This is a genomic window from Planotetraspora sp. A-T 1434 (genome assembly GCF_025420585.1).
Classification (GTDB): domain Bacteria; phylum Actinomycetota; class Actinomycetes; order Streptosporangiales; family Streptosporangiaceae; genus JAOEGB01.
This window is the reverse complement of record NZ_JAOEGB010000004.1, coordinates 161,728-179,568: the sequence shown is the minus strand read 5'-3', so window position 1 is coordinate 179,568 and position 17,841 is coordinate 161,728. Positions and strand designations below refer to the sequence as shown.

Sequence of the window (17,841 nt, the reverse complement as noted above, 5' to 3'; positions counted from 1 at the left end):
GGTCTTCCGCTCGGAGGCCAAGCCGTACATCATTTAGCACGGCTCTCCCCTTTTCCGGATATTCACATTTATTCAGTCGTTTGGAGTGATCGGTGCGGCCTGCGGACCCTGACGATATCGACGGACGTTTCGAGGCGCTGGTCGCCCAGTTCGACGAGGACGAGATCAGGCGGCTCGGCGTGGAGGCGGCGCGCCTCAGGAGGAGGGGTGGAGTGCGGGACAAGGCGCCGATCGTGGTGCTGACCCTGTGCGGGCTGGTCGTGGCTGCGGGGCTGCTGATCAGCATGCGTCCCGACGTGCTGGACGGGTTCGCCGACGCCGACGAGCCCGTCGCGGAGCACAGCATGGCTCCCGCGTTCGCCCGCCCGGGCCCGGTCCTGACGCCCGTCGAGGAAGCCGGCCCCCCGGTTCAGCCCACGGTTCAGCCCACGGTTCAGCCCACGGTTCAGCCCACCTGGGATCCTTTCGCCGGATCGAAGGCGGCGCAGTACGCGAACGGAGAGAAGGGCCTGGTCATGCCCGCGGCCGAGGCGCTGGGCGGGCTGACCCGGAAGCAGGTCGGCGCCGCGCTGAAGCGGGTGCGGAAGATGCTCGTCGCGGCCTACCTCGACCTGGACACCGTGCGCGGCAAGAAGCCGGCGGAGTTCATCAAGCTCCTGGAGCCTGAGCAGCGCAAGTGGTTCGTCCGGCACTTCGGCAAGGGGCGGTACGGCGGCACCCGCTCGTGGGTGTTCGGCCTCAAGCCCGGCACCGCCGAGCCGGCCAGCGATGTGATCAAGGTCGACGGGGAGACGACCTTTTCCCGGCGGCGGGACGGCGACGGCCGTAAAGGCGTCACGATCAAGGTGGACTACCTGTTCGTGTACGCCGTCAGGCGTCCGGGAGACCCCGGCGGCACGAAGCGGGTGGTCGCCCACGAGACGGCGAAGATCGCGGCCTTTCGGGAGAACGGCAGGACCGTCGTGTGGGTGGATGAGACCCGCGGATTCACGTCGGGCATCAATTGCGACTTCCATGACGGATTCGTCCATCCCGACTTTCCGGGGGAGCCCTCGAAGGTCGAACCGTCCGGACGACCGGTCGACCCGTACGACCGGAGGCACGACGATCTCGACCGCGCCGGATGCCGATCGACGACAGGCACCTGACCTGGGCGAACGCCGTACAGATTGCGGGACAAGAGTCAGTCAACGAGCGCCTGGGACGCCGGTTTCACATCGAACCCGGGGTTAGTGTGAGAGGGCACTCCCCTTAACACGCGCGAAACAAACGAGACATGGGGTCGAAACGGCATGGGCCTATGTTCGGGTCTGCTAGCCATGCCCCTGGGAGGTTCGAGAGTGTTTAACTCTGCCGACGACGTCCTCAAGTTCATCCGGGACGAGGGTGTGCAGTTCGTTGACGTCAGGTTCACGGACCTGCCGGGGACGACGCACCACTTCACTTTTCCCGCTGAGAACTTCGGTCCGAGCGTCTTCACCGACGGGCTCATGTTCGATGGCTCGTCGATCCGCGGTTTCCAGGCCATCCACGAGTCGGACATGCTCCTGCTGCCCGACCCCTCGACGGCCGTCGTGGACCCGTTCCGCCAGCACAAGACGCTGAACATCAACTTCTTCGTGCACGACCCCCTGACGGGCGAGGCCTACAGCCGCGACCCGCGCAACGTCGCCCGCAAGGCCGAGGAGTACCTCAAGGGAACCGGCATCGCGGACACGGTGTACTTCGGTCCCGAGGCCGAGTTCTACATCTTCGACGACGTGCGCTTCGAGACCCGGCAGAACGCGGGCTACTACTACATCGACTCGATCGAGGGCGCCTGGAACACGGGCAAGGCCTCCGAGGGCGGCAACCTGGGCTACAAGCCCCGGTACAAGGGCGGCTACTTCCCGGTCCCACCGATGGACCACTTCACCGACCTGCGCTCGCAGATGGTCCGCAACCTGATCGACGCCGGCATCGAGACCGAGATGCAGCACCACGAGGTGGGCACCGCCGGCCAGGCCGAGATCGACTTCAGGTTCGGCACACTGCTCAAGACCGCCGACAATCTGATGCTGTACAAGTACATCATCAAGAGCACGGCCATCGAGTACGGCCACACCGTCACCTTCATGCCGAAGCCGATCTTCGGTGACAACGGCTCGGGCATGCACTGCCACCAGTCGCTCTGGAAGGACGGCGAGCCGCTCTTCTACGACGAGGTCGGCTACGCGGGCCTGTCCGACACGGCGCGCTACTACATCGGCGGCCTGCTCAAGCACGCCCCGTCGCTGCTCGCCTTCACGAACCCGACGGTGAACTCCTACCACCGTCTCGTGCCGGGCTACGAGGCCCCGGTCAACCTGGTGTACTCGCAGCGCAACCGCTCGGCCTGCGTCCGCATCCCGATCACCGGCTCGAACCCGAAGGCCAAGCGCATCGAGTTCCGCGTGCCGGACCCGTCGTGCAACCCGTACTTCGCCTTCGCCGCGCAGCTCATGGCCGGTCTGGACGGCATCCGCAACAAGATCGAGCCGCCGGAGCCCGTGGACAAGGACCTCTACGAGCTTCCGCCGGAGGAGGCCCGCCAGGTCCCGCAGGTGCCGGGTTCGCTGCCCGAGGTCCTCGACGCCCTTGAGGCCGACCATGAGTACCTGCTCGAAGGCGGGGTCTTCACTCCCGACCTGATCGAGACCTGGATCGCCTACAAGCGCGAGAACGAGATCGACCCGATCCGGCTCCGCCCGCACCCGCACGAGTTCGAGCTCTACTACGACGTGTGATCGGTACCGCGCGCCGACGATCAGGAGCGACGCGAGGTAGTGCCGCAAGTCGTGGAAACGGAAGCCCGTGGAAAGGTCCCGCACCTTGCCACGGGCTTTCCGCATTGCGCGTTCGAACTTCCGCGGGCCGGCTCGGGCGCCATCGTCGTCCGTGAGCCGCGTCTCGCCGTCATGCGTGGCCCTGCGCGAGCACGGAGATCGAGGACGCCCTTTGCGTCGGCAATACGCCACCGGGACCAGTGGCAAACCCCTCGCTGAGTACGTTGAAATGTCAGAAAGGTTCGATCGACCGAAGGCATCCCATGACCACTTACTGGGACCTCAAGCACCGACTGGGCGACGCGATCAACGCTCACGACTTATCAGGAATCCTCTCCTGCTACAGCACCGACGCTGTGTACGTGACACCGTCAGGCGTGGCAGAAGGACACGATCAGATCGCGTGGATGTATGAGCAATTCTTCAGGGGGTTCCCCGACTTTTACGCCACAGCCTGGTTCGAGCTCTCCGACTGCGATAACCCGGCCATCACGGAATGGACCTATACCGGCACCCATACGGGACCTTTCCTCCTGCCGAATGGGCGGGAAATAGTCGGAACGGGTCACCGCGTCGCTCTCCGCGCCACATGTGCCACCCACGTCCAGGACGGCAAGATCACCTCACACCGTGAATACTTCGATCAGCTGGAGCTGTACAGCCAGCTCGGCTTCGGCTTGACGGAGCTTGAGCCGAGGTTGACGGCTGACACAGTAGACGGGGACCTGACAGCGAGGTCCCCGCAATCGCAGGACCGTTCTGGTTCCGTCCGAGGTCCCAGAAGGCTGGGAGTCTTCGGGAGACGTTAAGAGCCGTATTCGCCCGGCCGGAGCCGACGACGTGTGACGAGATAGGTTGTCCGGCCTCTAACCGGGCAGCACCGCGCCGAGATGAGCGATCAATCCCAGGGGTTGTGACGGGGACACGCCGGGGACTTATTCGTTCGACACGGCCGGTCGGCGCCCAGGAGGATGCGGCGCATGACACGAACCGACACGCCGCCCACCTGGGACGAGCGGGCCACGCTCACGACCTTCCTCGACTACGTCCGGGCCACCGTGCACGCGAAGTGCGACGGGGTGTCGGAGGAGAACGCCCGCCGCGCTCCCCTGCCGGACTCGCCGCTCACGACGATGTCCGGCCTGGTCAGCCACCTCCGGTGGGTGGAGTACTCCTGGTTCCAGGTGGTCTTCCTCGGCGAGGAGGACGAGGGTCCGTGGACGGACGACGACCCCGACCGGGAGATGCGCATCGGCGTGGACATCCCGCTCCACGAACTCCTGGACGACTACGAGGCCCAGTGCGCCCGCTACCGCGAGCTCGTGGCCGCCAACGACCTGGAGGCCACCGCGAAGCGCCCGATCCGGGATGGCAGGCACGTCACGCTGCGCTGGATCATCATGCACCTGATCGAGGAGACGGCCCGGCACAACGGCCACCTCGACATCCTCCGCGAGATGGCCGACGGCGTCACCGGCGCCTGACGGGGGCCTACTTGGCGTTGCCGCCGGCGCGGGAGCGGATCCCGGTGATGCGGCGGAGGATGTCCCACCAGAAGGGGGCGCCGAAGAGCAGGGCCACCAGTGTCGCCAGGAACCCCGGCCAGTGGCCCGGGGAGGCCAGGCGGCTCCACCAGTCGCCGCCGTGCCATTGCCAGGCGGGGCTCGCGTCGGCCCGCATGACCACGCTCACCGGCGCATGCGTGAAGATCTTGACGAAGGCCGGCGTGCTGAGCACGTCGGTCACGCAGGCGTACGGGTCCTGGCCCGGCTCACACTGGGCCTTCAACGGCGCGAGCGCCTCGGGGCCCGACTGGGCGAAGGCCGTCACCTCGCTCCGGTAGGCGTTGTCGTTGAGCAGCGTCTTGCCGTATTCGAGGGCGTCCATGCTGAACAGGAGGGTGACGACCAGGGCGAGCATGCCCAGGACCCACCGGACGTAGCGGCGGTACAGCAGGGTGAGCCGCGTCATCTCGCCGTCGAACCACTCCTCGACGCCCCTGCGGAAGGCTTCGAGGTCGTCGTTCGTCCTGTCCCAGACGGCCTTGAGCGGCCGGTAGAGCGGGCTCTTGAGGGTGTCGAGGTCCCTCATCAGCGCCTCGATGCCGCCGTGTTCGGTGGCGATCTCCAGGAGCGCGACGGCGAACCGGGCCGGGGGGATCTCGGCGATGCTGGTCTTGCCGCGCTTGGTGTGGTCGATCTCCTGCAGCCGCTCGTGGAGGAGCTCGGCCATCGACTTGCCCTGCCCGGCCGGGACGATCTGGGGCGCGGCCGCCTCCACCGGGTCGCCCTGTGCGGCGGCCGCCGCCGCCTCCGCGACCTCGGCCACCTCTGCGGCGTCGGCCTGGTCGGCTCCATGGGCCGGGTCGGCCGCCTGGTCGGCGGTGCCGGCCAGGGCCGTGACGCCGGTCCGCGCCGCCGTACCCATCGCCGCGCCCGTCGCCACGCCCATCGCCACGGTCTCGACCGGCCTCTCGGCCGGAACGTCGTCGACCGGCTCCCGCTGAGCCGGCACAGGCTGGTCGGGCACAGCCTGATCAGGCACGACACCGTCGGCGGGGGCTGCGGACGCATCCGTCTCGGTGACGGGCGTCGTCACCTCCTCGGCGGCGACCGAGTCCGGCGCGGGCGCGAGCGGCGGGCTCTCGGCGGGCGCCGGCTGCGCGATGAAGTCGGGGCGGGGGTCCTTGCCGAACGGCAGCTTGGCGAAGACCCCGAGCACGGTCGCGGGCAGCCGGGAGCGCCCCTCGCTCGGGGGCGGCAGCAGGTCCACGAGCGGATTCCGCAGCCTGCGCCCGAGGCCTTTGAGCATCCCGAGGAGCCGGTCGAGGGCCTTGAGCGGCGCCGAGACCTTGTCCGCCGTCTCCGCGCCGTCCAGCGTGTCGCGAAGGTAGGCCCACAGAAACTTGCTGCGAATTCCGAGCAGCCTGACGATGCCCTCGTTGAGGCCGCTGACCAGCAGCGACAGCAGCAGGAAGGCGAGAACTAGACCTATGGCGAGGTCCGCGTAATACGAGATCAATGAGATCACCCGCACCAGTTGATACACCGTTACAGGCTGCAAGCGCAACGCTTCACACAATCACGGTCTGTACGGCTTTCGCCGGGCGGCGCAAGCCGTACCAGAAGGGCTCAAACCACCCGCGCGGCACCTCGCGGCAGAAGCGGCGAAGTGGCTGCTCAGTCTTCGTAGAAGACGCGTTCGGCGACCGCGCGGGCCCGGCGGGTCACGCGGCGGTAGTCCTCGATGAAATCCTCCGAGCCGTCCGGCGGGTAGCCGAGCGCCTGCGAGATGAGCGCGCGCTCCTTGACCAGCCCGGGGATGCTGTCGGCGGCCCGGCCGCGCACGAGCATGATGGCGTCGCGGACGCGGGAGGCGAACCGCCACGCCTCCGCCAGCACCGCCTCATCGGCCGGGTCCAGCAGGCCCGCTCCCGCCGCCGCGCGGAGGGCTTCGAGGGTGCGGGTCGTCCGGAGGGACGGTACGGCTCCCGCGTGCCGGAGCTGGATGAGCTGGGCGACCCATTCGACGTCGGACAGCCCGCCCCTGCCGAGCTTGGTGTGGAGGGCCGGGTCGGCGCCGCGCGGCAGCCGTTCGGCCTCCATCCGCGCCTTGAGCTTGCGGATGTGCCTCACGGCGTCGGCCGAGATGCCGTCCGCCGGATATCGCAGCGAATCGATCAGGTCCATGAAGTCCGCGCCCAGCTCGGCGTCCCCGGCGCAGAACCGCGCCCGCAGCAGTGCCTGGGCCTCCCACGGCGCGGACCACCGGCCGTAGTACGCCTTGTAGGACGCGATCGTGCGGACGAGCGGCCCCTGCCGTCCCTCCGGACGCAGACCGGCGTCGACCTGGAGCGGCGGATCCGGAGCCGGCAGGGCGAGCAGCCTGCGGATCTCCTCGGCCACCGCCTGGGCGGCGTCCGTGGCGTCCCGCTCGGTGACTCCGGGCAGGGGGGCGTGCACGAACATGACGTCGGCGTCGCTCGCGTAGGAGCTCTCCAGGCCGCCCAGGCGGCCCATCGCGATCACCGCGAGCCTGGTCGGGAAGGCCGCGCCCCGATCGGCGGAGACCTTGTTGACGGCCGCGTCGAGCGCCGCCTGGATCGTCACGTCGTTCAGCGACGAGAGGGCCTGCCCGACCGTCTCGATGTCGATCAGCCCCGACAGATCCGCGCATGCCGTACGCAGCAGCTCCCTGCGGCGCAGGGCGCGGACGGCGGCGACGGCGGTCTCGGCGTCCTGTCTGTGGCGGCCGACCGCCGCTGCGGCCTCCGTCGTCAGCGTCTCGGCGGGCCGTACGGCCAGCTCGGCCTGCGAACCCAGCATGTTGACGGCGTCGGGGGCGTGGAGCAGCAGGACGGTCGCGTAGCGGCTGGTGCCGAGCAACCGGGCGAGGCGCTCGGCGACGGCGGTCTCGTCGCGGAGCAGCCGCAGATACCACGGCGTCGCCCCCAGCTTGTCGCTCACCTGGCGGAAGCCCAGCAGACCGGCGTCCGGGTCTGGGGCGTCGGCGAACCAGCCGAGCATGACCGGCAGCAGGGTGCGCTGGATGGCGGCCCGGCGGGAGACGCCACTGGTCAGAGCGGCGATGTGCCGCAGCGCTCCCTCGGGGTCGGCGTAACCGAGGGCTTCGAGGCGGGCCTTCGCCGCGGCGGTGGACAGCCGCGACTCCGACTCGGGGAGCCGGGCGACCGCCTGCAGCAGCGGCCGGTAGAACAGCTTCTCGTGCAGCCGCCTCGCTTCCCGGGCGTGCCGCTTCCACGTCGTGGTGAACTCCCCCACCGGGTCGGTCGTCATCCCGAGCCCCCGGCCGATCCGGCGCAGGTCGGCGGGGTCGGAGGGCACCACGTGAGTGCGCCGCAGCCGGTAGAGCTGGATCATGTGCTCGACCCGGCGGAGGAAGGTGTATGCCTCCGCGAACGCCTTGGCGTCGTCCCGCCCGACATATCCCCCTCTGGACAGTGCCGCCAGGGCGGACAGCGTGGCCCGGCGGCGGAGCAGCGGGTCCGAACGGCCGTGCACGAGCTGGAGGAGCTGCACGGCGAACTCGATGTCCCGCAGCCCTCCCGGCCCGAGTTTGATCTGCCGGTCGGCCTCCCCCGCCCGGATGTGCGCCTCGACGCGGCGCCGCATCGCCTGGACGTCCTCCACGAAGTTCGGCCTCGCCGCGGCCTGCCACACGAGCTCGTTGACCGCCGCGACGTACTCCTGGCCGAGGTCGAGGTCACCGGCGACCGGCCGGGCCTTCAGCAGGGCCTGGAACTCCCACGTCTTGGCCCAGCGGCGGTAGTAGGCGAGGTGGCTGTCGAGGGTCCGCACCAGCGGGCCCATCTTGCCCTCGGGCCGCAGGTTGGCGTCCACCTCCCACAGGGAGCCCTCGGGGGTGCTGGTCGAACAGGCCCGCATCGTGGCCTGCGCGAGCCTGGTCGCGATCCGCAGGGCCTTGGTCTCGTCGACCCCGTCCTTCGGCTCAGCGACGAAGATCACATCGACGTCGGAGATGTAGTTGAGCTCCCGCGCGCCGCACTTGCCCATGCCCACGACGGCCAGCCGTACGTCGCCGGAGTCCTCGGTCTCGGCCCGCGCGATGGCGAGGGCCGCGTCGAGGGCCGCGCCCGCCAGGTCGGCCAGCTCGGCGGCGGTCTCGGCCAGCGTCGTCTCGCCCCTGACGTCGCGGGCCGCCAGGTGCAGCAGCCTGCCCCGGTAGGCCACGCGCAGCGCTTCGAGCGCCGCGCCGACGGGCTGGCCGGCGAGTGGCGGGACTTCGCAGGCGACCGGTTCGCCCGCCTCCGGGCCGGCGCCGACCGCCAGCAGCAGCTCCTCGCGGAGCTCGCGGTCGGTGAGCCGTTCGCGGGCCTGGAGCAGTGACAGGCTGCCGGGATGCCTGACGACGTGGTCGCCCAGGGCGGCGCTCAGGCCGAAGACGCCGAGCAGCCCGCGACGCGCGCCGGGATCCGCGCGGAGCGCCCCGAGCACGCTCGGATCGCGCTCGACCAGGCGGTTGAGGCAGGTCAGCGCGAGATCGGGGTCGGCGGCCGCGACGAGGTCGTCGAGCAGCTCGAAGTCGCCGACCGCTTCCGGGCCGAGCTCGTCGAGCAGCCGCTCGGCTCTGGCGCCGTCGGCGAACCCGAGAGCGGCCAGGCGTCCTGCTGTGGTCTGGATGCGGGGCGCGGCGTTCACCGTTCCTTCCTCCACGCCGGCGTCGAGGACGTCGGCTCCTCCGCGACGGGCTTTCCCAGCCAAATTACCCATGGGATGAGAGCCTCCTCGCAGAGATCGGCCTGACGGGCGCCGCGCACACGGTAACCCGTGACGTTGTGCGACGTCCTTAGCGGTTTCTCAGCGTAATCACGCCACCACGCGGATTGCCCGCGCACTCGTGTCTTCTTACGGCATGTTCGGGGCACGCTCCGGTGAACTTCCGGCGTGGCGTTCGCGGACCGCGGCCGCGAACGCCTCCGCCAGGGGCCGCCAGGTCTCCACGAGCTCGGGCTCCGCGTCCTTGACCTGCGTGTTCAGCTCGTCGATCCGGTCGGGGGCGAGGCGGCTGCCGCTCGTCCAGGAGATGAAGATGCCGGCGGTGGCCTCGGGGTGGAACTGCACGGCCCAGGCACGCTCCCCCAGCCGGTAGGCCTGGTTGGGGTACTGCCCGCCCGTGGCCAGCCGTACGGCGCCGGGGGGCAGCTCGGTCATGGCGTCGTAGTGGTACTGCACCGCGCGATAGGGCGACGACGTGGGCAGGGCGGAGAACAGGAGATCGTCGGCGGCCTCGGGCAGCGGCTCCACCGCGCACGCGCCGATCTCCAGCCCCGCGGCGCCGCGCTCGACCGTGCCGCCGCAGGCGATGGTCATGAGCTGCGCTCCGAGGCAGATGCCCAGCGTCGGCACGCCCTCCTCCACCGCTCGCGCGAGGAGCGCCCTCGTGGCGGGGAGCCAGCCGTACCCCTCGTCGTCCCAGGCCGACGCCTCGCCGCCGAGGACCAGCAGTCCCCCGTCGGCACTGTCCGGAACCGCGTCCCCCTTGTACGGCCGGACCACCTCGCATCCGGCGCCCGCGTCCTCCAGCCATCCCTTGAAGAACCCCAGGCCCGCCTCGGCCTCGTGCTCGATGACGATGACACGTTCCCGCATGAGCCGAGCTTACGGACATATGACGCTAATCGGCATCCCCGGGACGGTTGTGCCGTACAGTCCGGCCATGGAATTCGACCACGTCGCCGTCCCCGGCGGACAACTGCGCATCGCCAGGTTCGGCGAGGGGTCGCGCCTCGTCATCGCGGCGCACGGCATCACCGCCTCGCTGATGGCCTGGCGCGCGGTCGGCGACGCGCTGCCGCCCGGCTGGTCGCTGGTCGCCGCCGACCTGCGCGGGCGCGGGCACAGCGCGGGCCTCCCCGGCCCGTACGGCCTGGCACGGCATGCCGAGGACCTCGAACTCGTCGCGCGGCATGTGGGCGCGGACGAGACGAGCGTGCTGACCGGGCACTCGATGGGGGCGTACGTCGCGGCGCTGCACGGGGCGGACCGCCGCTACGCCCGGGTGGTGCTGGTGGACGGCGGCCTGCCGCTGCCGCTCCCGCCGGACGCCGACCCGGACGAGGTGCTGGAGCTGACCCTCGGCCCGGCCATCGCGCGGCTCAGCCAGACCTACCCGAGTGTGGACGCCTACCTGGACTTCTTCCGGGCCCATCCCGCCTTCGCCGGCCACTGGTCCCCGGCCGTGGAGGAGTACGTCCGCTACGACGCCGCCGGAACCGGTGAGGGCGCCGCGATCCGGTCACGGGCACGGGAGGACGCGGTCCGCCAGGACGGGCGCTGGCTCCTGACCGAGGACGAGGCGATCGGCACGGCCCTGAAAGCGATCGAGTCGCCGCTGATCCTGCTCCGCGCCCCTCGCGGCCTGCTGAACCAGGACACCGGGATGCTCCCCGAGCAGCTCGCCGCCGCCTGGGCCGGCCGCCTGCTGGGCCTGCGCGACGAACTGGTCGAGGACTGCAACCACTACACGATCCTGTTCGACCCGCGCTGCGTCGAAACGGTCGCCGCCCGCCTCACTGGGGGCGCGGCGTGATCCAGGTGGCCTTGGCGGCGGCGACCAGGGTGCCGTCGACCTCGTAGACCGCGCTCACCCCGAACAGCTTGCGGCCCTCACGCCCGACGGGACGGGCCACGACCGAGTATCGGCCGAGCGGGTACACCCGGCGGAACACCTGGCCCGTCAGCCGGCCGAGCAGGGCCGACTCCACCGGCTGGGGCGCGTCCTCCTCGGAGCTGTAGTGGGCCCAGCCCGTGGCGCAGTCGAGAGCGGCCCAGATGATCGAGTCGGGGACGACGCCGTTCTCGTCGGTGACGCCGATCGGGACCCGCCATCCGGCGGCCACGAGGTCGGTCCCCTCCACCGGCCCGGGGAAGATCCGCAGCCCGTCGCCCGGCTCCCGCACGCCGCAGGCGAAGCAGCCCGCGATGGCCCGGCCGTGCCGTCCGGGGAAACCGGCCTCCGCCCGGGCGGCGTCGGTGAACGGCACGAAAGGAGGGGGCGTCAGCGTCTCGCCCGAACCCATCACGACGGGGATCGCCTCCACGAGGTGGCGCTCGCCGTCGGAAAGGGTGACGGTGTTGCCGACGTGCTCCACCGCGAGCTCCGTCTCCAGGGGGACGGGTCTGTGCAGGGTGACCTCCACCGCCGACTCGTGACCCGCGCAGGTCAGCGAGCTCGCCAGCGTGCCCGCGATCCATCCGCCGTTGGCGGTGCCCTCAGGCCCCCGGAAGCGGTTGGGAACGCTCAAAACGGTCTGCAACCCCGCGACTGCCGTCATCTAGCCACACCCCTCACCACGTCATGCCTCATTACGGTCTGTCCGCATACCCGTAACAAGTGAGCCGATTTTACTCTTCCGGCTTTCGACAAAAGTAAACAGGCGCGGTGTCGCGGCCGTTAGCGGTCTGTAACAGCGCGATGACGCCTGGACGGGATGTTCGGGATCGGCAGAACACGGATCCACCACAGGACGGGCAGGTAGCGGCAGAACGCGGATCCGCTACAGGACGGGCAGGTAGCGGCCGAGCTCGAACTCGGTGACCTGGCGGCGGTACTCCCGCCACTCCGACCGCTTGTTGCGGAGGAAGAAGTCGAAGACGTGCTCGCCCAGCGTCTCGGCGACCAGCTCGCTGTGCTCCATCACCGAGATCGCCTCGTCGAGCGACTGCGGCAGCGGCTGGATGCCGAGCGCCCGCCGCTCGCCACTGGTGAGCGCCCACACGTCGTCCTCGGCGCCGGGAGGCATCTCGTAGCCCTCCTCGATTCCCTTCAGCCCGGCCGCCAGGATCACGGCGAAGGTCAGATAGGGGTTGCACGAGGAGTCGAGCGAGCGGAACTCGATGCGGGTCGAGCCGCTCTTGTGCGGCTTGTACATCGGCACCCGGACGAGCGCGGACCGGTTGTTGTGGCCCCAGCAGATGTAGGAGGGGGCCTCGCCTCCCGCCCCGGCGATGGCCTCGGCGCCGCCCCACAGCCGCTTGTAGGAGTTGACCCACTGGTTGCAGACGGCCGTGATCTCGGCGGCGTGCTTCAGCAGCCCGCCGATGAACGACCGGCCGACCTTGGAGAGCTGGTAGTCGGCGCCCGGCTCGTAGAAGGCGTTGCGGTCACCCTCGAACAGCGACATGTGGGTGTGCATGCCGGAGCCCGGATACTCCGTGAAGGGCTTGGGCATGAACGACGCCCAGACGCCCTGCTCCAGCGCGACCTCCTTCATGACCAGGCGGAAGGTCATGATGTTGTCGGCGGTCGTCAGCGCGTCGGCGTAGCGCAGGTCGATCTCCTGCTGGCCGGGGGCGCCCTCGTGGTGGCTGAACTCCACCGAGATGCCCATGGACTCCAGCATCATGATCGCGTTGCGGCGGAAGTCGTGCCCCGCGCTGTGGGGCGTGTGGTCGAAGTAGCCGCCGTCGTCGATCGGCTCCGGCCGCTGGCCCTTCTCCGGCCTGTTGCGGAGCAGGAAGAACTCCACCTCGGGGTGGGTGTAGAAGGTGAAGCCCATGTCGGCGGCCTTGGCCAGCGTGCGCTTGAGCACCCAGCGCGGGTCGGCGTGCGACGGCGAGCCGTCCGGCATGAGGATGTCACAGAACATGCGGGCGGCGCCGGGCGACTCGCTGCGCCACGGCAGGATCTGGAACGTGGACGGGTCCGGCTTGGCCAGCATGTCGGACTCGTAGACCCGGGAGAAGCCCTCGATCGCCGAGCCGTCGAACCCGATGCCCTCGGCGAAGGCCCCTTCGAGCTCGGCTGGCGCGATCGCCACGGACTTCAGGAACCCGAGCACGTCCGTGAACCACAGCCGGATGAACCGGATGTCACGCTCTTCGAGCGTGCGAAGGACGAATTCCTGCTGGCGGTCCAAGGCGTACCTCTCGGAAATACATGTCTGGTCGTCTACCAGTCTGCCTCTTGTGTGTTTCACAGGCGTTACGAGGGTCTGTGAGCCGCCCCTCTCCCCGAGGTGCGCCTTCCGAGACCTGTGAGCCGGGCTCGAACCTTTCCCTCCGGCGGCGCGTCAATGCTGTTGATCCGTCGTTGATCCGGTGTCGAACGGCCCGGGATAGCGTCCCGGCCATGCCGGTGGCCACAGCGAACACGACGGCGGCCGAACCGAAGGAGCCCCTCGTCGTGGCAGATCAGCCGTTCGACCGCGTTCGGGCGTTCGGGCCGGCCGTCGCCGTGACGATCGCCGTCGTGGCGGTCTGCCTGGAGTTCGGCGACATCTGGGTCACGGCCCAGCTGCCGCCCGCCGACTACACGCCGCTGCCGTTCGCCCCGGAGGACATGGCGGGCACGGCCTTCCCCGCCTTCGGGGCGCTGCTGGTGATCTCCCGGCCGCGGCTGCTGCTCGGATGGCTGCTCTGCCTCGGCGGGCTCGGCTCGGCGGCCAACATTCTCGCGGTGAACCTCGCGGGGCTGCTCGTCCAGAACGGCGGTCACCCGGCGGTGCACCCCCTTTGGGTGTTCGCGGACGGCGTGTGGAACCTCACGACCTACGCCCTCGGCATCCTCCTCCCCCTGCTCTACCCGACGGGCCGGATCCTGTCGAAGCGCTGGTGCGTCCCGGGGGCGTTCGCCGCGAGCGCCCTCGCGCTCGACTGGGTCTGCGTGCTGATCGGCCCGTCGAGCGTCCGCACGGGGCACAACCCGTGGGAGATCACCGCCTTCGCGCCCTACTTCCAGAGCACCCGTGGCGTCCTGAACACGGTCGTGACCGCGGCGATGGCGCTGGCGTTCTTCTCGCTCGTCGTGCGGTTCCGCAAAGCGGGCCCCGTGGAGCGCCGGCAGATCCTGTGGCCGCTGGTGGCGATCGCGGGCCTGGTGACCCCGTGGGTGATCGGCCCTCCGCTCTGGTGGGTGGCGTCTCTGACCATCCCGCTCGTCCCCGCCGCGATCGCGGTCGCCGTGCTGCGCTACCGGCTCTACGGCATCGACACGCTGATCAGCCGGACCATCGTGGGCGTCGGCCTGGTCAGCGCCATCGCGGCGGTCTATCTCCTCGTGACCGCCGGCTCCAGCCTCATCCTGTCGGGCGTGGACCGGTTCGCCGGGCTGGCCGCGGCGCTGTTCGCCGGGGCGTTCTTCCACCCCATCCGGCGCGGCCTGCAGCGCGTCGTCGACCGTGCCCTGTACGGCTCCCGCGGCGACCCCATGGCGCTGGCCGCGGGCCTGAGACGGCGGCTCCAGCAGACGGACCCGGCCCACGGCCTGCTCGCCGCCCTGGAGGCGCTCCGCGAGGGGCTGTCCGTGACCGGCATCGCGGTGGAGGCCGAGGGCACCACCACGACCGCGGGCGAGGTGGGCCACGTCACCCGCGAGATCGCGCTCGTCTGGCACGGGGAGCCCGTCGGCCGCATGCTCATCGGCCCGCCGGGCAGGCGGCGCTTCCCGGCGGCCCATGACGAGCGGGTCATCGGGGTGCTCACGCCGTACGTCGCGGACGCCGCGCACACCATGCGCCTGACCAACGACCTGCGGCGCTCCCGCCAGCGCATCCTCACGGCGCGGGAGGAGGAGCGCCGCCGCCTGCGCCGTGACCTGCACGACGGGCTGGGCCAGACGCTCTCGGCCATGGCGATGACGCTCAACCTGGCGCGGCTCAACCTGGAACGCTCCCCCGGGACGGCCGACCGCCTGCTCCAGGACCTGCGCGGCGGCATGGACGCGGTCTCCGCCGACGTCCGGCAGCTCGTGTACGGCCTGCGCCCGCCGGCCCTCGACGACCTCGGTCTCGTGGCGGCGATACGAGCCCTCGCGGAGGAGGTGCGCCCCGATCTCGACCTGGGTGAGGACGGGACGGTTCACCGATCGGGCGGCGGAATCGTGGTCGAGGCGCACGGTCCCGCAGTGCTACCAGAGGGGCCGGGCACGACGGCGGGAGACGGCGCCGTGGAAGGACACCGTGAGCTGGACGGGCTGCCCGCCGCCGTGGAGGTCGCGGCCTACCGCATCGTCCAGGAGGCGCTGACCAACGTCCGCAAGCACGCCCGCGCCCGGCACGTCCGCGTCACCCTGCGCCTGGACGACGAACTGCTGGTCGTCGTCGCCGACGACGGCGTGGGCCTGCCACGCGACCGGAGGGCCGGAGTCGGGCTGTTCTCCATGGCCGAACGCGCCGCCGAGTTGGGCGGCACGTGCGCGGTGACCTCGGCGCCCGGTGAAGGAACGACCGTGACCGCGCGCCTGCCGGCCGGCTACGCGCCGCAGGCGAGCGTGTCGCCGACGGACGTGCGACGGTAGAGGACCTCCCGGCCGAGCCGCTGCCGGGTCACCAGGCCGCCGTCGGACAGGACGGTGAAGTGCTGGCTGACCGCGCCCGGCGTGAGGTCGAGCCGCCGGGCGAGCGCGGTGGTGGAGACGGGGTCCTCCAGCGCGACGAGGATCTGGGCGCGGGTGCGGCCGATGAGGGCGGACAGGGCATTCGGCGTGCAGGGGGCGCCACCCGACCACAGGGTGCCGATGCCGCGCGCCGGGTAGCTGAGCATCGGCCGGTACGGCTCGTACATGATCGAGACGTCCGGCCAGCCGAAGGCGCTGGGCACGAGGACCAGGCCGTCGCCCCCGATGTCGCCGGAGAAGTCGCATTCCTTGACCGTGACGAGCCGGTCGCCGTGCCAGGCGACCGAGGCATGGAGGTCGGCGAACAGCTCGCGCACTCCCCCCGCGGCGAGCCTGCGCGACCGCCACATCACATCGGCGTCGAGCAGGCCGTGAATCGTCGGCCAGAACTCCTCGAACGCGACCGTCCAGTAGTCCTGGAGCCGGTCGGCCACCCGCTGGACGCCCTTGGCGGGGTCGTCCCGGAACCGCGCGACGGCCTCCGGGTCGGCGGTCCGCACCGAGGCCACCTCCTCGGACGCCATGTCCGGGGGCGTGAGCCGGACGCGTTCCAGCTCCGCCGCGAAATCCGGCAGCGGCGTGTCCGGCGGTGGTGTCAGGAAGTCGGGAATGTAGCCGGTGAGCGGCAGCAGCGCGAACAGCTCCGCCAGGTCGAGATCGCGCAGGCGGGGCCGTACGGCACGCAGCCACGGCAGGTGCAGCGAGTGGCGCGCCGGGGCGCGGAGCACGCGGAGGCTGGTCACCAGCTCCCACATGGGGGAGAACGCGAACCGCAGCCGCGCCACGTCGTCCGCGGCGAACCGCCACTCCACCGGCACGCGGACCCCCTCCGACGATTTAGCGAGGGCTAAAAGATTGGCACGGCTCCGGGCGGATGTCCAAGGGTGGAGCGCGTGAGCACCGCGATCGACAGGCCGAAACCCGGCAAGCCAGAGACCGACGAGACCGAGGCCCACCGGGCCGCGACCGGCACGCCGGGCTTTCTCCGCTCCCGGCTCGGCGGGCTGCCCCGGGCGTTCTGGGTGCTGTTCGCCGGCACGCTCGTGAACCGCCTCGGCACGATGGTGGAGCCGTTCATCGGCATCTACCTGACGCAGGCACGGGGCATGTCGCTGACCGCGGCCGGGCTGGTGATGACCACGTTCGGCGTGGGGTCGCTGCTGTCGCAGCCGGTCGCGGGGTGGGCGGCCGATCATTTCGGCCGGCGGGCGACGCTGACCGGCGGCATGGTCGCGACGGCCGCCACGATGCTCGCGCTGGGGTACACCACCAGCGTCCCCGGCATCGTCGCGGCCATGCTCGTGCTCGGCGTCGTCGTGGACGCCTACCGGCCGGCGTCCCAGGCGCTCGTCGCCGACCTGGTCTCCGCCGAAGAGCGGCCCCGGGCGTACGGCCTGCTGTTCTGGGCGGTCAACCTCGGGTTCTCGATCGCTATGGTCACCGGCGGCTGGCTGGCCCAGTCGGGTTTCACCGTGCTCTTCTGGGTGGACGCCGTCACCTGCCTGATCTTCGGCCTGCTGGTGTGGCGGGCCATTCCTGAGACACGGCCCGTCCGGGAGGAGGATCGGCCGGGACGCTTCACCGACGTGCTCAGCGACCGGCTCATGGTCGCCTTCGTGCTGATCAACCTGGCCTTCACGTTCGTCTATCTCCAGGCGTACAGCACGCTGCCGCTCGCCATGACCGGCCAGGGCCTGCCCCCCGGCGCGTACGGCGTCGCGATGGCGGTCAACGGACTGCTGATCGTCGTCGTCCAGCCGGTGACCAACGGGTGGCTGGCCCGGCGCGACCCGAGCAGGGCGCTGGCGGCCGGGATCGCCGTCGTCGGAGCCGGGCTCGCGCTCACCGCCATCGCGACGTCCACGGCCGGCTACGCGATGACCGTCGCGGTCTGGACGCTGGGCGAGGTCCTCACCGCGGGCCTCGCCGGGTCGATCGTCGCCTCACTCGCCCCCGCCCACCTGCGCGGGCGCTACTCCGGCCTGTACGGCCTGTCCTGGTCGGCCGGGGGCCTGCTGGCGCCGCTGGCCGGGACGCGCCTGCTGGCCGTGGGGCCCGCGGTCCTGTGGCTCCTGGTGGGCGGGCTCGGTCTGCTCGCCGCCGCCGGGCAGCTCGCGCTGGGCCCGGCCATCCGCCGCCGCGCGGCACGCTGACGCGCAAG

The 17,841-nt window shown here is 70.7% G+C and carries 13 protein-coding genes; 7 read left to right on the top strand and 6 right to left on the bottom strand.

The features are described 5' to 3' along the window. Positions 1 to 92 precede the first annotated feature (92 nt). The 4 genes from N5079_RS07430 (at position 93) to N5079_RS07415 (ending at position 4,288) form a co-directional block, all read left to right on the top strand. Positions 93 to 1,148, top strand: coding sequence for a PT domain-containing protein (locus tag N5079_RS07430; protein ID WP_261582830.1), 1,056 nt, complete (start codon positions 93 to 95; stop codon positions 1,146 to 1,148). Between the two features lie 192 nt (positions 1,149 to 1,340). Next, entirely contained in the window at positions 1,341 to 2,765 is a 1,425-nt protein-coding gene (glnA, locus tag N5079_RS07425) for a type I glutamate--ammonia ligase (protein ID WP_315967794.1), read from the top strand. A gap of 302 nt (positions 2,766 to 3,067) precedes the next feature. Then, on the top strand, positions 3,068 to 3,613 hold the full coding sequence (locus tag N5079_RS07420) for an ester cyclase (protein WP_261582828.1): 546 nt from the start codon (positions 3,068 to 3,070) through the stop codon (positions 3,611 to 3,613). 171 nt (positions 3,614 to 3,784) lie between these two features. After that, positions 3,785 to 4,288, top strand: a complete 504-nt coding sequence (locus tag N5079_RS07415) for a DinB family protein (protein WP_261582827.1) — start codon at positions 3,785 to 3,787, stop codon at positions 4,286 to 4,288. A gap of 7 nt (positions 4,289 to 4,295) precedes the next feature. Here N5079_RS07415 and N5079_RS07410 read toward each other — a convergent pair whose 3' ends face one another. The 3 genes from N5079_RS07410 to N5079_RS07400 form a co-directional block, all read right to left on the bottom strand. Continuing rightward, positions 4,296 to 5,834, bottom strand: a complete 1,539-nt coding sequence (locus N5079_RS07410; RefSeq protein ID WP_261582826.1) for a hypothetical protein — start codon at positions 5,832 to 5,834, stop codon at positions 4,296 to 4,298. A 149-nt stretch (positions 5,835 to 5,983) separates the two neighbouring features. Continuing rightward, the gene (locus tag N5079_RS07405) at positions 5,984 to 9,055 is read right to left on the bottom strand and encodes a bifunctional [glutamine synthetase] adenylyltransferase/[glutamine synthetase]-adenylyl-L-tyrosine phosphorylase (protein WP_261582825.1); all 3,072 of its coding nucleotides are present in this window, start codon (positions 9,053 to 9,055) and stop codon (positions 5,984 to 5,986) included. A 135-nt stretch (positions 9,056 to 9,190) separates the two neighbouring features. Then, a complete protein-coding gene (locus N5079_RS07400; protein ID WP_261582824.1) occupies positions 9,191 to 9,934 on the bottom strand; it encodes a type 1 glutamine amidotransferase in 744 nt (247 codons plus the stop codon). 67 nt (positions 9,935 to 10,001) lie between these two features. Between N5079_RS07400 and N5079_RS07395 the strand changes: the two genes are divergently transcribed. Continuing rightward, entirely contained in the window at positions 10,002 to 10,874 is an 873-nt protein-coding gene (locus N5079_RS07395) for an alpha/beta fold hydrolase (protein WP_261582823.1), read from the top strand. Here the strand turns inward: N5079_RS07395 and N5079_RS07390 are convergent. Then, positions 10,855 to 11,619 carry a hypothetical protein gene (locus N5079_RS07390; protein ID WP_261582822.1) on the bottom strand — a complete coding sequence of 255 codons (765 nt, stop codon included), beginning with the start codon at positions 11,617 to 11,619 and terminating at the stop codon, positions 10,855 to 10,857. The two genes, N5079_RS07395 and N5079_RS07390, sit on opposite strands and share 20 nt — an antisense overlap. Before the next feature lie 222 nt (positions 11,620 to 11,841). Next, positions 11,842 to 13,203, bottom strand: a complete 1,362-nt coding sequence (locus N5079_RS07385; protein WP_261582821.1) for a glutamine synthetase family protein — start codon at positions 13,201 to 13,203, stop codon at positions 11,842 to 11,844. Positions 13,204 to 13,415: 212 nt separating this feature from the next. On the opposite strand from N5079_RS07385, the gene N5079_RS07380 reads away from it, so the two are divergent. Beyond that, on the top strand, positions 13,416 to 15,581 hold the full coding sequence (locus N5079_RS07380; protein ID WP_261582820.1) for a sensor histidine kinase: 2,166 nt from the start codon (positions 13,416 to 13,418) through the stop codon (positions 15,579 to 15,581). On the opposite strand, the gene N5079_RS07375 is transcribed toward N5079_RS07380, so the two are convergent. Then, entirely contained in the window at positions 15,536 to 16,498 is a 963-nt protein-coding gene (locus tag N5079_RS07375) for an ArsR/SmtB family transcription factor (RefSeq protein WP_261582819.1), read from the bottom strand. The two genes, N5079_RS07380 and N5079_RS07375, sit on opposite strands and share 46 nt — an antisense overlap. A 75-nt stretch (positions 16,499 to 16,573) precedes the next feature. On the opposite strand from N5079_RS07375, the gene N5079_RS07370 reads away from it, so the two are divergent. Continuing rightward, positions 16,574 to 17,833: an MFS transporter gene (locus N5079_RS07370; RefSeq protein WP_315967793.1), complete on the top strand. Its 1,260-nt coding sequence runs from the start codon at positions 16,574 to 16,576 to the stop codon at positions 17,831 to 17,833. Positions 17,834 to 17,841 lie beyond the last annotated feature (8 nt).